The sequence below is a fragment of the uncultured Virgibacillus sp. genome (assembly GCF_947495635.1).
Taxonomy (GTDB): Bacteria; Bacillota; Bacilli; order Bacillales; family Amphibacillaceae; genus Virgibacillus; species Virgibacillus salarius.
Genome location: NZ_CANMAB010000084.1, coordinates 1 through 18,896, shown reverse-complemented (window position 1 = coordinate 18,896; position 18,896 = coordinate 1). Strand labels below are relative to the sequence as shown.

15 protein-coding genes are annotated in these 18,896 nt (G+C 35.8%); 2 read left to right on the top strand and 13 right to left on the bottom strand.

Features of this window, described 5'->3' with window-relative positions; all coding sequences use genetic code 11:
• Positions 1–345 precede the first annotated feature (345 nt).
• Positions 346–1,035, top strand: a complete 690-nt coding sequence (locus tag Q1A47_RS15770; protein WP_166530905.1) for a DUF4386 domain-containing protein — start codon at positions 346–348, stop codon at positions 1,033–1,035.
• Between the two features lie 1,326 nt (positions 1,036–2,361).
• On the top strand, positions 2,362–2,700 hold the full coding sequence (locus tag Q1A47_RS15765) for a hypothetical protein (RefSeq protein ID WP_166530906.1): 339 nt from the start codon (positions 2,362–2,364) through the stop codon (positions 2,698–2,700).
• Positions 2,701–3,059: 359 nt separating this feature from the next.
• Here the strand turns inward: Q1A47_RS15765 and glnA are convergent, their stop codons facing one another.
• The 13 genes from glnA to miaB all read right to left on the bottom strand — a co-directional run bounded on the left by glnA (position 3,060) and on the right by miaB (position 18,114).
• On the bottom strand, positions 3,060–4,397 hold the full coding sequence (gene glnA / locus Q1A47_RS15760; RefSeq protein ID WP_026680978.1) for a type I glutamate--ammonia ligase: 1,338 nt from the start codon (positions 4,395–4,397) through the stop codon (positions 3,060–3,062).
• An 86-nt stretch (positions 4,398–4,483) separates the two neighbouring features.
• Positions 4,484–4,861: a MerR family transcriptional regulator gene (locus Q1A47_RS15755; RefSeq protein ID WP_166530909.1), complete on the bottom strand. Its 378-nt coding sequence runs from the start codon at positions 4,859–4,861 to the stop codon at positions 4,484–4,486.
• A 151-nt stretch (positions 4,862–5,012) separates the two neighbouring features.
• Positions 5,013–6,257, bottom strand: a complete 1,245-nt coding sequence (locus tag Q1A47_RS15750) for a methionine gamma-lyase family protein (RefSeq protein WP_026680976.1) — start codon at positions 6,255–6,257, stop codon at positions 5,013–5,015.
• A 9-nt stretch (positions 6,258–6,266) separates the two neighbouring features.
• Entirely contained in the window at positions 6,267–7,502 is a 1,236-nt protein-coding gene (hflX, locus tag Q1A47_RS15745; protein ID WP_166530907.1) for a GTPase HflX, read from the bottom strand.
• Positions 7,503–7,594: 92 nt separating this feature from the next.
• Positions 7,595–8,518, bottom strand: coding sequence for an AAA family ATPase (locus Q1A47_RS15740; protein WP_026680974.1), 924 nt, complete (start codon positions 8,516–8,518; stop codon positions 7,595–7,597).
• Positions 8,519–9,051: 533 nt separating this feature from the next.
• Positions 9,052–9,276: an RNA chaperone Hfq gene (gene hfq, locus Q1A47_RS15735; RefSeq protein ID WP_026680973.1), complete on the bottom strand. Its 225-nt coding sequence runs from the start codon at positions 9,274–9,276 to the stop codon at positions 9,052–9,054.
• A 38-nt stretch (positions 9,277–9,314) separates the two neighbouring features.
• Entirely contained in the window at positions 9,315–10,250 is a 936-nt protein-coding gene (gene miaA / locus Q1A47_RS15730; RefSeq protein ID WP_026680972.1) for a tRNA (adenosine(37)-N6)-dimethylallyltransferase MiaA, read from the bottom strand.
• Positions 10,251–10,274: 24 nt separating this feature from the next.
• On the bottom strand, positions 10,275–10,724 hold the full coding sequence (locus Q1A47_RS15725) for a Dps family protein (protein ID WP_026680971.1): 450 nt from the start codon (positions 10,722–10,724) through the stop codon (positions 10,275–10,277).
• A gap of 60 nt (positions 10,725–10,784) precedes the next feature.
• Positions 10,785–12,644: a DNA mismatch repair endonuclease MutL gene (gene mutL, locus Q1A47_RS15720; RefSeq protein ID WP_026680970.1), complete on the bottom strand. Its 1,860-nt coding sequence runs from the start codon at positions 12,642–12,644 to the stop codon at positions 10,785–10,787.
• 19 nt (positions 12,645–12,663) lie between these two features.
• On the bottom strand, positions 12,664–15,255 hold the full coding sequence (mutS, locus tag Q1A47_RS15715; protein WP_026680969.1) for a DNA mismatch repair protein MutS: 2,592 nt from the start codon (positions 15,253–15,255) through the stop codon (positions 12,664–12,666).
• A gap of 148 nt (positions 15,256–15,403) precedes the next feature.
• Entirely contained in the window at positions 15,404–15,970 is a 567-nt protein-coding gene (locus Q1A47_RS15710; protein WP_026680968.1) for an outer spore coat protein CotE, read from the bottom strand.
• A 145-nt stretch (positions 15,971–16,115) separates the two neighbouring features.
• Positions 16,116–16,544, bottom strand: a complete 429-nt coding sequence (locus Q1A47_RS15705; RefSeq protein WP_026680967.1) for a RicAFT regulatory complex protein RicA family protein — start codon at positions 16,542–16,544, stop codon at positions 16,116–16,118.
• Between the two features lies 1 nt (position 16,545).
• Complete coding sequence (miaB, locus tag Q1A47_RS15700; protein ID WP_166530908.1) at positions 16,546–18,114, bottom strand: tRNA (N6-isopentenyl adenosine(37)-C2)-methylthiotransferase MiaB; 1,569 nt, start codon at positions 18,112–18,114, stop codon at positions 16,546–16,548.
• Between the last annotated feature and the right edge of the window lie 782 nt (positions 18,115–18,896).

Sequence of the window (18,896 nt, the reverse complement as noted above, 5' to 3'; positions counted from 1 at the left end):
ACATTATCCTTAGGTACAACCAGATCATAAATTTCCGAATATGCACTTAATATTATTGATTGTTGTTTTTGTATCATTGTATCCACCCGCTCCATCTTAGTACTTTTATTGTAACTAAAAAAAGATATGAATCCCATAATAAAATGGAAATCATATCTTTTTTGGACTTTTTCAGTGGCCTCATAAATACATGGAGTTTTTTTAACTATAGGGAACGAATTATTCTAAGGAGGGGCTTAATATTTTTGATTGTCCGCTTTCTTGACAGTGGCCTAATCAAATTATTTGCTTTATCTAACCCCTATTCTGTTAAATTTTTATAAAAAGTAGGTATTGGGAGGTTAAATGTTGAGTAAGAGTACAAGTTCTGCGCTAATTACTGGAGTGTTATTAATAGCCGGGATGGTTGTAGGTATATTTAGTGTTGTTCCTGTTATAGATGAAGCAAACTACATTGTCAATGCTTTTACATATAAAAACCAAGTACTAATAGGAGCGTTTTTCCAGTTGTTAATGATTGTTGCATACTTTGGTATTCCTATTTTAATGTATCCGATACTAAGTAAGCATAATAAAGGTTTGGCTCTTGGGTCTGTAGCCTTTGGCATTATTGCGGGTGTGTTCATTATAATTGGTGTATTCATTCTTCTGTTACTATTGACATTAAGCCATGAATTTACAAAAGTTGGAGCAATGGATATATCGTATTTTCAGTCCTTAGGTGAATTGTTACAGACAGGACGTGATTTGGTGAACCATGTGGCAACGACCCTGGCTTTTGCTTTGGCTATGCTCTTATTTAACTGCATATTTTGCCAAACAAAACTTGTTCCACGTTGGTTGTCAGTTTGGGGTATTATTGGATCTACATTGTCCATATTGGCAAGCTTATTATTTATGATTTACTTCATCGGTTTGGATGCAACCTACATGATACTAAACATTCCAATAGCCTTTCATCAACTGGTTTTGGCTATATGGTTAATTGTTAAAGGATTCAACCCAACGGTACAGGATTCAGTATCAAGGCTCTAGACAAAGAAGTGTAACTAAAATGATTCAATCAGAAAATTTTTAAAAAAACAGCAAGTGCATATGATTAATTAGAAGGATGAACAGACTTACTCAAAATTTCCTAGAGAACTTAGTGTTGTTCCTTTTAATCTATCCGCACATCAATAATGCTTTTTATAAGTAAATATGGTCCGGCTACTTTAATGTGTTTTATTTCAATACAATGCCACCTTCTTTTAACTTCTCTCGACAGTAATTATAAGAAGATGTTTTTATGTATGTTTAAATTTTTCCAAACCATTAGTTTCCTTCCTGCTTTTCATACCACATTTGATAAACATAAATGACATTGGCAACTATTGTCATTATTAATAACATTAGGATTTCTGACAAGTTCCCTGTAACAATTTCAACTTCCCTCATCCATGGAACTAAAGCATATACAAACATCCCATCCAAAATTAAATTAGTTACAAAATATACCCAAAACTTCCGAAAAGTAAAATGAAAGATCCATATGGTTGCAACCCAATATGCGCTGAACACTAAAGGAGCAGGTGTTATTTTATCCCAAGAAAAAAGGGATTTATCGTATTTCCACCAGTTTTGTGTCAGGCAATCTCATACAAAATAACATTTATGACTGTTACAAAAAGCGCGACTGATATATATCTTCGAATAACAGAACGATCTAAAAAAATAAAGATATGAATGGCAAAATAAAAACAGCCCAAAAAGTGATTTGAATCATTAGTAAAACAACATCCTTTTCTAAATATTTGATATATAGAATGCATATACTTGCACCAATTTATGCATTGACTATAAAAAATAAAAGAGGAATTTTATGAATATGAAATAAACGATAAGAACGTTCTCGATAGGTGATTTTATGAAAGAGAAATGACTAAGATTGTTATGGAGAAGTAAATTATGAAACGAATTTTGAATTGAAGGATGGTTTCGTGGATCAGTTAAGAAGACTAGAAAATGAAAATCCTCGCTGATCCTTAGTTTTTGCACACTAATACCTTTATGTATATAATGTAAAAGCTCCTGCTGTGAGGGGTGTTTTAGTTTGTTTGATATGACGTTATATTCTTTAAAAATTTTATTCTTTAAATAGATTGGCAGGAATTTGAGAACTTTTATAGAAATATAATTTAATCATAAAAGGGCAGTAAGTTACTATAAAAGCCGTAGTGGTAAAGAACCGACAATAAATTTTTGTAAAAACAAATTCCGTTACCCAAAGAGAGGTGATAACTAATTAATATTTGGCATCCAAAGGAATATGAACATGGAGAATTCTTAGATAAAATTTCTTTATCTGAATCACCCAAAGGATTGGTTATAAAAGTTGAAAATGAAAATAGAATATTTAGCTTTATATATGATCAATCAGAATTCGGGAATTTTGTACTTGCAATTCGTCTTATAGATGAAATGAAAGCGAGCTATTTATTAGAAGCAGCCAGTATAGCTAGGGAAGACTATTTTGGAGATAACAAGCAAAATTGGTATCTATATAAAACAACAAAATCCGAATTTATAAAATGGTTTGATAATTTACCCGGACCAGGAACTGACATTGACAATATCGAACATCAAATTATTTCTACATCAGAAACTACATTTGAGATATTAAGTAAATATGAACCTATCGTAAAAGTGGAATTGAAATAAAACGCCATTTCATTTGCATTTAGTGCTTTCCAGAAATAATGGTGATCATATGCCTGTGAATTCACTCTTTAAGAAAAATATTAAGCCAAGCTAGATCGCCTAATTTTCCTATTCATTCTCTCAGACACACGCACATTGTTTTACTTATGGAAGCTAGAAAGACTAGGCAATGGCAGCTATCAAATTACTGCAGATGTCTCTTCTCATATTTCCAAAAAGCTAGATGAACAATTTCAATGAAATCAATACATAATTTTTAAAATAAAAGTGGGACGTTTGTGGGTAAGGTAAAATATGAACGATTAAAAACCATTTAAAAAAACTCCTCAACACATTATGTGCTAAGGAGTTAATCAATCTTAATACGTGCTCAAGTATTGTTCACGTTCCCAAGGATGCACTTGTGTTTTGAACATATCCCATTCGATTTCTTTTGCTTCTACAAAATGTTCGAAAAGATGTTCACCTAGAGAGTTAACAATTACTTGGTTTTTCTTCAATTCTTCTAAAGCACCTGCAAGTGTGCTTGGTAAATCTTGAATTCCATTTTCTTCACGCTCTTCCTTCGTCATAACATAAATATTACGATCTACTGCTGCAGGTGGTGTCATTGATTTTTCAATACCATCTAATCCAGCTGCCAATAAAGAAGATAGAGCTAGATAAGGATTTGCAGATGGATCTACACTGCGAGCTTCAACACGTGTGCTAATTCCTCGAGAGTTTGGAATACGCATTAGACAGCTTCGATTAGAGCCAGACCAAGCAATATAGCTAGGGGCTTCATAGCCAGGAACTAATCGTTTATAAGAGTTTACTGTTGGATTGGTAACAGCCGTAAAGCTATTAGCATGCTTAATAACACCTGCAATAAATTGATATGCAGTCTCACTTAACTCCATATCGCCATTTTTGTCATAGAATGCATTTTCGCCATTTTTGAAAAGTGACATATTTACATGCATTCCGGATCCGTTTACACCGAATAACGGTTTAGGCATGAATGTCGCATGTAGATTATGCTTTCTAGCAATGGTTTTCACCACTAACTTAAATGTTTGAATATCATCTGCATGTTTTACAGCATCAGAATATTTGAAATCTATTTCGTGTTGGCCGGGGGCAACTTCATGGTGGGAAGCTTCAATTTCAAAGCCCATCTCTTCTAACTCAAGTACGATATCTCTTCGGCAATTTTCGCCTAAATCAGTAGGTGCCAAATCAAAATATCCACCATGGTCATTTAATTCTAGAGAAGGTTCGCCTTTTTCATCTAATTTGAATAAGAAGAATTCCGGTTCCGTACCGATATTAAATGCATCAAATCCAAGTTCTTCCATTTTCTTCAGGTTTCTCTTTAGATTATATCTTGGATCGCCTTCAAAAGGAGTACCATCTGTCTTATAAATATCACAAATAAAACGTGCTACTTTCCCTTTTTCAGAAGTCCACGGGAACACAACAAATGTATCTAAGTCCGGATATAAATACATATCTGACTCTTCAATTCGAACAAATCCCTCAATTGAAGACCCGTCAAACATCATTTTATTATCAAGTGCCTTGTCTAGCTGACTTAGTGGGATTTCCACATTTTTAATTGTTCCAAGCATATCCGTAAATTGTAAACGAATAAAACGAACGTTTTCCTCTTTAATTTGCTTTAGAATCTCTTCCCTAGTAAAGCTTTTTCCCATTCTTTCTCCTCCTATGAACTATATTTTTTATTTGAATAGAAAAACAGTTCTATAACATACTGTTAACACACTTGTTTTCCTAAACCTTATGGATGATTGGTAAAAAATCGTGACAGCTCTCCTTGCCGTAAATTTGCTTTTCCGTGTCTGCCAGGTTCTTTTAACTCGTTTCTTAAAATTCTGCGGAGATTTTTCTCGCTTAAATCTGATGATTCAGACGATTTTTTGCCTACTTCTTTCTTTTCTTGTCCTTCACTCAATAGCAGCTTGATACCAGCGATATTTAAGCCTTTATCCAATAAATCTTTTATTTCTAATAACCTATCTACATCATGAAAAGAAAATAATCGCTGATTACCACTTGTTCTTTCTGGGTGAATTAATTCATGTTCTTCATAATATCTTATTTGTCTTGCTGTTAATTCTGTCAATTTAATAACAATGCCAATTCCAAATAAGGGCATGGAACGACGATCCTGATCATTCAATTCATGACCCCCTCATCATTAATTCTATTTTATTATATGTTATGTAAAATAACATGTCAATAATATGTTAGGTTTTCTAACATAAAAAAGGCGTTTAAAACATAACGCCCTTTGCCATGGATATACCCTACTTTATAGGGTTATAATCATCACTTTTTAATTTTTTTAACGATTCAACGAGTGCTATTTTAACGTGTGCATAGGTTAAACCACCCTGCACAAATGCAATATAAGGTGGGCGTAGTGGTCCATCCGCTGATAATTCAATACTGGCTCCCTGTATAAATGTTCCGGCTGCCATAATGACCTCATCTTCATAGCCTGGCATTTCACTTGGGTAAGGCTTTACATAGGAATTAACCGGCGAATTTTCTTGAATTGCCTGACAGAAGGTAATCATTTGCTCTCTATCCTGAAAGGTAACCGATTGAATTAAATCTGTTCGTTTCGCTTGGAAGCTTGGTGATGTATTATATCCAGCAAGCTCCATGATCCGTGAAGTAAAAATAGCCCCCTTTAATGCTTCACCAACAACATGTGGCGCAAGGAAAAAACCTTGATACATTTCATGTAATGTATCCAATGTAGCTCCTGTTTCTTTACCTAACCCTGGTGCGGTTAAACGATTAGCGCATTGCTGGATTAGATCACTTCTACCAGCAATATATCCCCCTGCTCTAGCTAAACCACCTCCAGGATTTTTAATAAGTGAGCCGGCAATAATATCTGCACCAACATGAAGTGGTTCTTTCTCTTCAACAAATTCCCCATAACAGTTGTCCACAAATACGATAGCATCCGAATCAATTTCTTTTATAAAATGAATCATCTCACTAATCTGAGTAAGGGTAAAGGACGGGCGATCATCATAGCCTTTTGATCGTTGAATGCCAATTACTTTTGGATTTGAAATCATAGCCTCCCTTACCCCAACAAAGTCAATACTACCGTTACTCATTAGATCCACTTTATTATAGGAAATATGAAAATCACGGAGAGAACCAGTATTTGTACCTCTTATACCAATTACTTCTTCTAACGTATCATATGGCTTCCCAGTTATGTATAATATTTCATCGCCTGGTCGCAGCATCCCAAATAGTGTAGTCGTAATGGCATGGGTCCCTGATACAATTTGTGGTCTGACGAGTGCATCTTCTCCACCAAAAACATCAGCATAGATCCGCTCTAAAACTTCCCTACCTAAATCATCATATCCATAACCGCTGGTTGAATTAAAATGTGAATCACTTACTCGATATTTTCTAAATGCATCTAAAACTCTTTTTTGATTCGTTTCTACGATATGACTAACATTTCTATGCTGCTCTGCACAGTCAAATTCTGCCTGTTTAATTAACTGTTCAATCATTTGCTGTCTTTACTCCTCTAATATACGATTTAATGGATGATCATGACGCATATATCCATAAACTTGAAATATATTTGTCATTTCATCGAATATTTTATGTTCTACAATGGTTTCTTTTTCTAATTGATGGATAAGCTTACCTTGATCAGGATCTAACTTTACGTTATACCGCTGCCACGCTTCCTTCAATAAACGTTCGATAGTTGATACTAATCGAACGACATCTGATGACTCATATGCACTTATAACAAGATGCGGCTGATTGATTGGAATAACATCCTGCTTAAGTAAATCCTTTTTATTATAAACCGTTAGCATTGGAATCGATTGTGCATTTAATTCTTTAAGTAATTGCATAACGGTATCCTGTTGTTGATCCTGATCCGGATGAGAGCCATCTACAACATGTAATAAGAAGTCCGCTTCAGTTACTTCCTCTAGCGTAGATTTGAATGCTGCAATTAAAGCTGTTGGCAAATCTTGTAGAAAGCCGACGGTATCCGTTATAAGCACTTGTAGCCCTGCAGGTAATTGGATTTTCCGCGTTAGCGGATCTAACGTTGCAAACAATTGATCTTCTTCTAAAGAATTACTATGTGTTAATCGATTAAACAAAGTGGATTTTCCAGCGTTTGTATAACCAACAATGGCTATTTGAAAGACATCCTTAGTTTTCCTCCGCTTCCGATATTGTTCACGCTGCTTTACGACTGTTTCTAAACGCTTTTTAATATCATAAATCCGCCTGCGTATATGGCGCTGATCCGTCTCTAATTTTGTTTCACCAGGACCTCTAGTTCCAATACCTGCACCTAGTCTAGACATTTCAACTCCTTGACCTCGGAGTCTCGGTAGCGCATATTCTAGCTGTGCAAGCTCTACCTGCAGTTTTCCTTCTTTTGTTCTTGCTCGCATAGCAAAAATGTCCAAAATTAATTGGCTTCGATCGATAATTCGAACACCTAATAAGCTCGCCAAATTTCTTAATTGGCCAGCAGACAGCTCATCATTTGATATAACTAAATCGATATCTAGTTCATCAATTATCGAACGAATTTCCTTTATCTTTCCAGATCCAATATATGTAGCAGGGTGGATTCGATCCCGCTTTTGCGTCATAATTTGTTTTACATCTCCACCAGCAGTATGGCTTAAAGATGTGAGTTCTTGAAGCGAAGAGGCGAACCGCTCTTCATCTTGATTTGGCTTTTTTACAGCAATTACTACGATTTTTTCATCTGCCACAAACAGAACCTCTTTCCTTTCAGCTTCTTTGTTAGATATTTTAGTGGCTGTTCACCTTTTCTATCTTACCAAACAATTCTATAATAACAAAATTACATGGCGTTAATTTGTAAATCTTTAGCAGTTAAATGAATCAAATCATCGGCTGTAAAGTGTTCATTTGCCAATAACCGCATTGCATGCATCCGAATCGAATTTTCAATCACATTTCGAACATATCTAGCATTGGCAAAGTTTCTATTGTATTCTTTCGTTTTCATATATAAATGAGCCTTTAATTCTAATTCAGCTTCCCTTGTCAATTGGTAATCTCGTTCAACAGCCATACGCTTCGCAATAGACAGCAACTGACCTGCTTCATAATTCTTAAAATCTAAAATAAAGGGAAACCTTGATTGTAAGCCAGGATTTAGAGTTAGAAAACGCTCCATCTCATATGGGTAACCTGCTAATATCAAGACAAAATCATGCTGATTATCCTCCATGTGTTTTACTAATGTATCAATTGCTTCCTTTCCGAAATCCTTCTCCCCACCTCTTGCCAGCGAATACGCCTCATCAATAAACAAAACTCCGCCTTGCGCTTTTTGGATAATGGATCGCGTTTTTTGTGCAGTTTGCCCAATATATTCCCCTACTAGATCCGCTCTTTCAGCCTCTATACAATGTCCTTTTGTTAATAAATTCATTTCAAAATACAACTTAGCTAGCTTTCTAGCTACGGTTGTTTTTCCTGTACCGGGGTTTCCTTTAAATAGCATATGCAGAACTTGCTTTGTATCTTGTAAGCCAAGCTCCCTTCTCTTTTCATTGATAACAACAGTGGCATAGATTTCTTTGATTCGTTCTTTTAATTCATTCATACCCACAAATGATGAAAATGCCTGATCAATATGTTTAAAAGGATTGTTTTTGAATCCTTTTTCTAAATTACGTTTCGTTGATACTGCAGACTTTCTTTCTTGTAAAATGATATTTACTTGCCCGTTTTTATTCCTAATCATTTGTGTTTCCATGTCATCACCCCTCAGTCATTCTAGTATACGCACATATGAAAAAGGTGTGACATTTGCCCATAAAAAGGACTGCTTTTAATCGAATAAAATATTCAACCAATAGAAAATGTTGGAAAAAAGGATTGTTTTGATTATAGTAGCATTTATGAATATAAGAGTAAATTTAGTAAACTTTGAAACCAAATCCTTGAGTTGGAAAGTTTTAAGAAAAACTGATCTGTTTATATTTCTCATGTTAACGATTCGTATTTCAACTTTCTCAGATTGTCTTTAAAAATGTAGCAATTGCATCGATACCGATATTCTTTTCCCCAGCTCTTACCACTATGTCTCATCAATAAACGATAGGGAGCTATCCCAAGAGATAGCTCCCTATCTATACAACTAGAAAATACGCCATTCACGACTATCTACCACACACGAGCAAGCCTACTCCATGCAGGTTTCAAACGAACACTCTTCCTTCAGTAGCCCCTTATAAATTCCAGACGTTGTATTTTAATGTACCTTATGTGACATCCCAGTTTGTATTGTTATTCCTTGTCCAATTCAACATTTTTAACTGGGGAAAAGGTAGAAATAGCGTGTTTGAAAATTAATTGCTGCTTACCGTCTGTTTCCATTAAAACTGTAAAATTATCAAACGCTTTTATGATTCCTCGCAATTGAAAACCATTTGTCAAAAATACAGTAACCGAAATATGATTTTTCCTCAGCTGATTTAAATATTGGTCTTGAATATTCACGGTTTGCGCCATAATACTTCCTCCTCATTTCTGTCTATATATAATATTTTCTACCTATCTTTTAAGAATCCTGCAAGATCATCTAAAATATTTCTAAATTTTTCATTAATTGTGTCAGAAGATAACGAATACCATGTAACATTCATTTTATTTCTAAACCATGTATATTGCCGTTTCGCATATCTTCGAGAATTTCGTTTCAATAAACAAATAGCATCTTCCAATGATTGTTCTCCGCGGAGATAAGGAATAAATTCTTTATAACCGATCGCCCGCATGGCTTGTGTATCTCCATAGCCCTGTATATATAAGCGATTAACTTCTTCTAGTAACCCTTGTTCTATCATTGAATCAACACGTTGATTAATACGGGTATACAGCGTTTCTCTTTCCATTTCCAGTCCAATTAACTTTATATCATAAGGTGAGTCTAACTCCTGTAGTTCTTGATATTCAGACATTGTAGTTCCTGTTGTTTCATAGATTTCAAGTGCACGTATCACGCGTCGATGATTATTGGGATGAATTTTGGCTGCTTGTTTTGGATCGATTTTCTTTAAACGTGCATATAAAGGGTCAATTCCCTTCGTATGTAATTCGTTTTCCAGCCTTTTCGTAACTGTTTCATCTTTTTTATGTGATGGAAAGTTATAGTTATACAATGCTGCTTGAATATATAAGCCGCTCCCACCAACTATAATTGGAAGCATACCATCCGCTGTGATCGTTTCAATATACATGTTAACATGTTTCTTAAAGTCAGCGGCTGAAAATGCTTCATCTGGATTTTTTATATCAATCATATAATGCGGAATCCCTTGCATCTCTTCCGCCGTTATTTTTGCCGTCCCAATATCCATCCCTTGATAAACCTGCATGGAGTCACCGCTGATGATTGCCCCGTGATATTCTTTTGCAATTGAAATACTTAATTTTGTTTTACCTACTGCTGTAGGTCCAACAATTGCAATAACCTTTTTTTTCATTAGTATTCCCCTAATTGTATATCTTTATTCATAAGCTATGTAAGCTTTTGACATCCAAATGTATTTTTCTAATTTGGCTTGTATTGAAATCAACAGATCCTCTGTTGGTGCATCCTCGTGATCTCTAGCCTCTATTAACCCCTCTTTGCGAATTTCAGCTATCAGTTGCTGAAAATCATGAATCAACTGCTCCATCATTTCATTTTCTTTGTCGTCTGCATTCGCCTCTTCTAGCGTCGCTTCCTTCACATACTTCATCATTGTTGCTAAGGGCTTTCCTTCAATCATAAGAATTCGCTCTGCTATCTTATCTAAATCTTGCGCAACATCCTCATACATTTCTTCAAACTGTGCATGTAGTTGAAAGAAATGCCTTCCTTGAACAAACCAATGGTATCGATGTAATTTTACATATAAAACAAAATAATTAGAAAGCAATTGATTAAGAAACTGTATGAGCTTTTGATTTTCCATAATACACACACCTCTCTTATTTTTTTTAGTATGAGCGAGGTGTGGTTATCTTTATACATATTACATGACACGTTTGAACATTTTTTCTAATTCATAGGTGGAAAAATGTACGATAATAGGTCTTCCATGTGGACATGTAAACGGATCCTCCGTATTACGTAAATCCTCAAGCAAATGATACATCTCATCTTGATTTAGATAGTGATTAGCTTTTATGGAACGCTTGCACGACATTAAAATAGCAGCATCTTCCCGTATCTTTTCGACATTTACTTTTTCTTCATTCATTATTTGATCAACCATTTCACGAATAACTTCTTCTTCAAACCCATTCGGAAACCAAACTGGATGTGAACGAATAATATATGTTTGATGACCAAAAGACTCAAAAAACAGCCCTGCTTGTTTTAATTCTTCCTTATATTGTTCAATCCAAATCGACTCTTCCTTCGAAAAATCAAAGGTTAATGGTATCAGAAGCTCTTGAGATTCGTTTATCGGCTTTCCAAGCTTGCGTTTAAAAAACTCATACTTTACTCTCTCTTGCGCTGCATGCTGATCGACCATGTACAATCCATTTTCATTTTGGGCTAAGATATATGTGCCTTGTAGCTGGCCAATCGGATACATAACTGGTACACGTCGAATATGTTGAGTAGCTTCAAGCCTGTCTTCTACTTCTGGAACTGTTGGCGACTTCTCTGCACTATTCTCCGCTTTCGATGTAACCTGTTCTATTTGCAAATCAGGTTGCAAGTCTTCCGTTTCTTGTTCCGCTTCAGGAGTAGATACTTGATGAATAGGTTGCTGACCTTCGTAAATTTTTTCATTGCTCCAAGCTTGCTTACGCGGCTTTTCAATTTGGTCATTAAACGATAAAGAATCCTGTACTGTTTTTTCTCGTACGATCGGCTTTTGTTGGATTTCAGGAATTAAGGTAATATCTTTAAACTTACTTTTTATCGTGTTTTCAATGGCAGTAAATAATTCTTTGTCCTTACTAAAGCGAACCTCCAATTTTGTCGGATGTACGTTTACATCGACTAATATAGGGTCCATTTGAATGGTTAGGACAACAATTGGTGATCTGCCAATCGGCAATAACGTATGATAAGCTCTAAGAATAGCCTGATTTAACGGAATGCTTCTGATATACCTACCATTAATGATGGTGGACATATAATTTCGAGATGCCCTTGTTACTTCAGGTTTAGCTATATATCCTTCAATAGAGAAATCTAATGTTTTATGATTTACATAGAGCATTTGCTTCGCTACATTCATACCATAAACTTGGGATATTACCTGTAACAAGTCTCCTGTACCTGCTGTCTTAAACAAACCCTTTCCATTATGTGTTACTTCAAAGCGAACCTCCGGGTGGGATAATGCCAAGCGGTTAAGCAAATCCGTTATATGCCCTAACTCTGTGTGAATCGTCTTCATATATTTTAATCTAGCTGGAGTATTAAAAAATAAATCACTTACTGTTATTTCTGAACCCTTTCTCGCCGCTGTTTTCTTTTTCTCCGCTACCTTCCCACCATCTAAAACTAACAAAGTACCCGCTTCATCTCCTGTGGAAGTTTGAACGGTTAGTTTACTAACAGAAGCAATACTAGCAAGAGCCTCCCCGCGGAACCCCAATGTTTTCACGTGGAATAGATCTGTTTCATTTTTTATTTTACTCGTTGCATGACGAAGAAATGCTCTTTCACAATCGGCTTCAGTCATCCCTTCACCATTATCCGTTACTTTTATTTCTTGAAGCCCTGCCTCCATAATCTCAATTTTAATCCATGTACTGTTTGCATCAATACTGTTCTCAACCAGTTCTTTCACTACAGAAGCAGGTCGTTCCACAACTTCGCCAGCAGCTATCTTATTTGCAAGTGCCTCTGGCATTTGTATGATCTTCATGCAAACAATCCTTTCTACATTATTTTTTAATCATTTTCTGTAAGCGATATAATTCATTCATTGCATCCATCGGTGTCATGTCAAACAAATCGATTGCTTTTAATTCCTCTATAACTGGACTTTCCACTTTTGCCTTCGAACTACTGGCTTTATTTGGTGCTTCCGCTTCAGTAAATAGTGATAGCTGTCCAGTAGAATTTGTTTCTTGTGCGGAGGGCAACGAAGTAGGCTTTGCCCCTTTACCTTCTAATTCGTTTAATATTTCACTTGCCCGTTCAATTAACGGGTTTGGTAAATCTGCTAATTTAGCAACATGAATACCATAGCTTTCATCTGCGGCACCTTGTTTAATCTGATGCAGAAAGACAACATTTCCTTCGTATTCCTCAGCACGTACGTGAATATTTTTCAAATTTGCTAACGTGTTCTCTAATGCAGTCAGTTCGTGATAGTGCGTAGAAAATAGGGTTTTTGCATGAATATGGTTATGAATGTATTCGATAATCGCTTGTGCAAGTGCCATACCATCATACGTGCTTGTCCCACGACCAATTTCATCAAGTAAAATTAAACTTTTATCCGTAGCATTTGCGATTGCATGATTTGCTTCAAGCATTTCTACCATAAATGTACTTTGCCCTGCTACGAGATCATCAGCAGCGCCAATTCTAGTAAATATTTGATCAAATAATGTCAATTCAGCAGATTCACACGGTACAAAACAACCGATCTGCCCCATAATTACGGTTAATGCCAGCTGCCGCATATACGTACTCTTCCCTGACATATTCGGTCCCGTTATTAATAAGATATTATTTTCCTCATCAAGATCAATATTATTCGGAACAAACGAGCCTTCCTTCATGACCTGCTCGATCACGGGATGTCTACTTTGTCTAATCTGCAATTGGTGGTTCATTGCAAATGTAGGCCTCACATAGTTATTTGCTTCGCTTACCGTAGCAAATCCTTGAAGGACGTCAATATGACTGATGGCATCAGCCAAGCGCTGTAATTCCGGTATATATGCTTTCATCTGATCACGAATCTCTATAAATAGCTGATATTCCAGTTCTACACTTTTTTCTTCTGCTTCCAGGATTAGCTGCTCTTTTTCCTTTAATTCAGGGGTTATAAATCGTTCTGCATTTGTTAATGTTTGTTTTCTATGATATCTACCTTCAGGCAGTAAATGTAAATTTGCTTTTGTAACTTCAATATAATATCCAAATACACGATTATAACCAATTTTCAATGACTTAATATTTGTTTCCTGTTTCTCCTTTTGCTCTAATGCCGCAATCCATTGCTTGCCATTTCTAGAAGCATCCTTATACGTATCTAATTGTTGGTGATAACCATCCTTAATGATCCCTCCTTCTTTTACAGAAATCGGTGGATCATCTACTAAACTTTTATCTAATAAATCAACAATATGTGTAGGATAATAAAAGTTTTGTGCAAGCCTTTGAATCTCAGGCTGTGAAAATTGCTCCAAAAGAGCTTTAAGATGTGGTATTTTTTTCAATGATTCTCGTAATTGAATAAGATCTCTTGCGTTCACATTCCCGAATGCTATTCTTCCAGCGAGTCGTTCTAAATCGTATACGGATTTCAGTATTTCTCGCAAATCATCTCTTTCCATAAATTGCTGATACAAACCATCTACGATCTCTAAACGTTCTTCAATAAGCGTTCGATTCAATAACGGCCTTTCCAGCCATTTTTTTACCATCCGAGAGCCCATTGCTGTTACTGTCTTATCCAATACCCAGAGTAAGCTACCACGCTTTTCTTTTTTCATCATTGTTTCCGTAAGCTCTAGGTTGCGCTTTGAGTACATATCCAATGAGAGATAGTTATCTAATTCAATAAGTTCTGCTTGCTGCATGTGATCAAGCGAACGCTTTTGCGTGTGTTGAATATAATTTAACAATCTGCTAAAAGCATTTAAAAGCCGTTCATCATGAAGGTTATTACATAAATCACGATATTCCGCATTAAAGGTTACTTCATCTTGATAGGATAGCGTCACCTTTAACCTTTCACGCAATTGAGTTTGTAAATCCTCATCTAATTTAGAGGAAACTACAATTTCTCGAATTGGCTGGTTATACAATTCATGTATGACTCCACTCCAATCCGTTTCAAACAGTGCAATCCGATTCTCTCCAGTTGATAGATCACTATAAACAACAACATAGCTATTTTCAAAATGAGAAAGACTAGCAATGAAATTATTTTCCTTTTCATTTAGCATGTTTTTCTCCATGACTGTTCCGGGAGTTATTAATTGAATTACTTCTCGCTTTACAACTCCTTTAGCAACTTTCGGATCTTCTACTTGTTCACATATTGCAACCTTATATCCCTTTTCTACTAGAATTTTTATGTAATTTTCTGCTGAGTGGTATGGCACGCCGCACATCGGAATTGGATCATCACTATTCGAATCTCTTTTGGTTAGTGTAATCTCTAGCTCTCTTGCCGCTAATACAGCATCGTCAAAAAACATCTCATAAAAATCACCGAGTCGAAAGAAGAGAAATGCATCTTTATGTTCTGCTTTAATTCTTAAATATTGTTCCATCATTGGTGTTTGCTTTGCCATGTTTTATCCCCCAAAAAGCACAATTATTCTTTTGTCATTATAGCATACAATAGGTTTGCGATACGATAAATCTATTTGTATTTACATTCATGCCTAATTTAGCTATTTTACAAAAAAATTACGAGGAATATAATCCCCCGTAATTTTTTTAATCCTTCTTATCAAGAAAATCTGGCTCTACACTATCTAATTCATCATCTGTTAATTCAAAATCCCAACTATCACTGTCATCATCATCAAATTTTTCACGCTTTGGATCAACTCTTACAGCAATTTTGGTATCACCAATTACCTGCACAATAAATTCCCTTTCAATTTCCACCACAATTTTATGCCCTTTATTCGCAATATTACACTCTAAACAATTTGGTTGCTGTACGACCTTAGCAATAACATCAAAGTCATCGTTTAGGCAATGATCATCCTTTACGGAAAGAGGAATAATATCGCAATACGTTACTCTTTCTGTTATTGCTTCTGTTTTCGTATTATCATTATACGAATACCAAATATTAATGTCATAGCTACCATTAACTTCAACAGTGTCCTCTGACTTTTTCTTAGCATTGTACAGGTGGTTAATTACCCAGCACCCCAAAATACTAGAAGGTCTATGTGATGGCGAAATGGAATGTGATGCTTGCGTGAATTTGCGACCTTTTCCACATACCGCTTTCGTAATGATCTCTCTATATTCTTTATCTAGAAAAGTCATAATTACCTTTACCTCCTCTTTTTTCATAGTCATTTTATGCAAGACAAATACCTAAAGTGCATAGCTATTTATGAAAAGGAGGAAAGTTATGTAGGAATTTTACATACGAAATCAGACAGGAAATCATTTCCCTGTCTGATTGTCATTAATGACTACAGCCAGATTTGTTTTTCAATTTCGACCCTGTTTCTCCTGCCAAAATATCGCCACCAGTTGACTGAATAACATTATTCGTAACTTCTCTGGCGATGGTTCCAGTTACGAGTTGTAATACATCGTTCACGACCACTTGTGTTTCTTTGAATTCTTGAACAACTGGTATCGCATCGATTTCAGCTTGAAAGATATCGATTTGCTCTTCAACTTTCTTTAATGCTTCCTTTTTATCATAAGCCTGTAAGTTGACAGCTTGCTTCTGTAGTGCCTTTATTTTTGTAATAAGCTGCTGCACTTTCTTATTCTCATTTATTTTAGCTTCTACTTGTTTAAAGCGATCTATTTCTGCTGTATTTGCAAGCATACTTGCTAATTTTTTTGCTTCCTCAAGTACTTGTTTACGAGTATATTCTGCCATGCTATTCCACCTCAACCATTTTTTCTACCATTATACCATTTAATGACCACGTTTTCGCTTCTGTTACTTTTACTTCAACTATCTTACCAATTGCAGATTTCGGTCCTTTAAAGTTCACTAGCTTGTTTTTCTCTGTATAGCCAGCGAGAACATTTGGATCTTTCTTACTCTCACCTTCAACAAGAACCTTAACAACCCTATCTTGGTATGTTTTCATTGAAGCAGCAGATTGTTTGTTAACAAGCTCATTTAAGCGATATAAACGTTGTTTTTTCACTTCCTCAGGTACATCATCTTTTTTACGTGCTGCAGGTGTGCCCTCTCTTGGTGAATAAATAAATGTGTAGGCAGCTTCAAAGCCAACCTCTTCCACTAAACTCATCGTTTCTTCAAATTGTTCCTCTGTCTCATTTGGGAAGCCAACTATGATATCAGTTGTTAATGTAGCATTTGGCATTGCTTCTCGAATCTTACGAACAAGCTCCAAGTAAGATTCTCTTGTGTATTTTCGATTCATTTTTTTCAATATTTCACTGCTTCCTGATTGAACAGGCAGATGAATATGATCAAGCAGATTTCCACCTTGAGCAAGTACTTCGATTAATCGATCATCAAAATCTCTAGGGTGTGATGTCGTAAATCGAACTCTCGGTATGTCAATACGATGAAGATCATCCATTAAGTCTCCAAGCCCATAAGTAATATCATCAAAATCCTTTCCATAGGCATTTACATTTTGACCTAATAACGTAACTTCTTGATATCCTTGAGCAGCCAAATGACGAACCTCTTGAATAATATCCTCAGGCCTTCGACTTCGCTCCTTTCCGCGTGTCATTGGAACAATACAATACGTACAAAACTTGTCACAGCCATACATAATGTTAACCCACGCTTTAATTTTACCTTTTCTGGCCTTCGGAAGATTTTCAATAACATCTCCTTCTTTAGACCATACTTCTACAATCTTTTCTTTGCCAAACATGGCTTCTTTCACAAGGTGTGGTAGGCGATGAATATTATGCGTACCAAATATTAAGTCTACGTGCTGGTGTTTCTTTAAAATTCGGTTTACCACTGACTCCTCTTGAGACATACAACCACATACTCCAAGTATGAGATCTGGCTTTTCTAATTTTAATGGCTTCAAATGACCGATTTCACCGAACACTTTGTTTTCTGCATTTTCTCTTATTGCGCAAGTGTTAAGAAGTATAATATCCGCTTCATTTGTATCCGAAGTGGATTCATACCCCATTTCCGTTAAAATTCCAGCCATCACTTCTGTATCATGTTCATTCATTTGACAACCGTATGTACGTATTAAAAACTTCTTTCCTTCACCAATTTTCTCCATGTCTTCTGGGATAGCAAAATCATAATGAACATTAACCTTGTCCCGGCCACGTTTTCGTGCCTTATTTAGGTTAGGTGGTTCATAGGTAGTTTCAAAGTATTTTGCAAAATCAGCACTTGTTTTTTCACTTAACGGTTTATCCTGTCCGGATTTTCTGTCCGCGGCATCCAGCTGTTTAATTTGCGCTTGTTGTTTACGCTGTTCTTCGTTCATCTTTATGCTCCTCTCTATCATTCAATCATCGCAAATAAGTCCAATTATTATAGTATAATGCTTCGCACTTATTTTAACAATATCTATCCGTTTCCCGCCACTAAAAACTTCTTTCTGATAGTGAAAGATTACGAAATATGTCACTCTTTTATAGCATAGTCAAAACAAATAAAATGAAACTTCAATCAGTGGAGGTGATTTGTTCATTACTTAGTACCACAAGGGTATGACCTTAAGGACTTTGAAGCCATCGGACATTTACTGGCAAACGGTCCCCCACTTACATAATGGTTTCACTTTATTCTTTGAAGTAGGATATTACTGCCAGTTATATATGAGCTAAATATGAAATCACATGAATCAAATTTCATCATGCCAAGCAGAAATGATCTGCTTGCTATTAATGGGACACAGTTGGTACCCTTCTCTCGTTCTATCTAATCTTCTTGAAAGAAAAAGTAAAACAGAACAAAAGTGAAAGCACCCGATTAGAAGCGTAGCGGCTGGAGCGAGCCGACGGAGATAAAAGAATCACGATTGAGCTTGCAAGTCGATGATGACTTAGATTAGGACGATTCGTGAAGTAGCCTCGTTTCTGGTCGCTGGAGCTCAACATTCTCATAGTTATCCACATGGGCAAACTTTGTAATTCCCTCACTATCGTTGCATAAAAAATAACTGTAAAAGTCAATGAATATATTTTTAGATTTCAATCAAGTTGAACGAATTTTCTGATATATGTTATATTTTATTTATGAAAAAAGACAACAGGGCTATAAAGG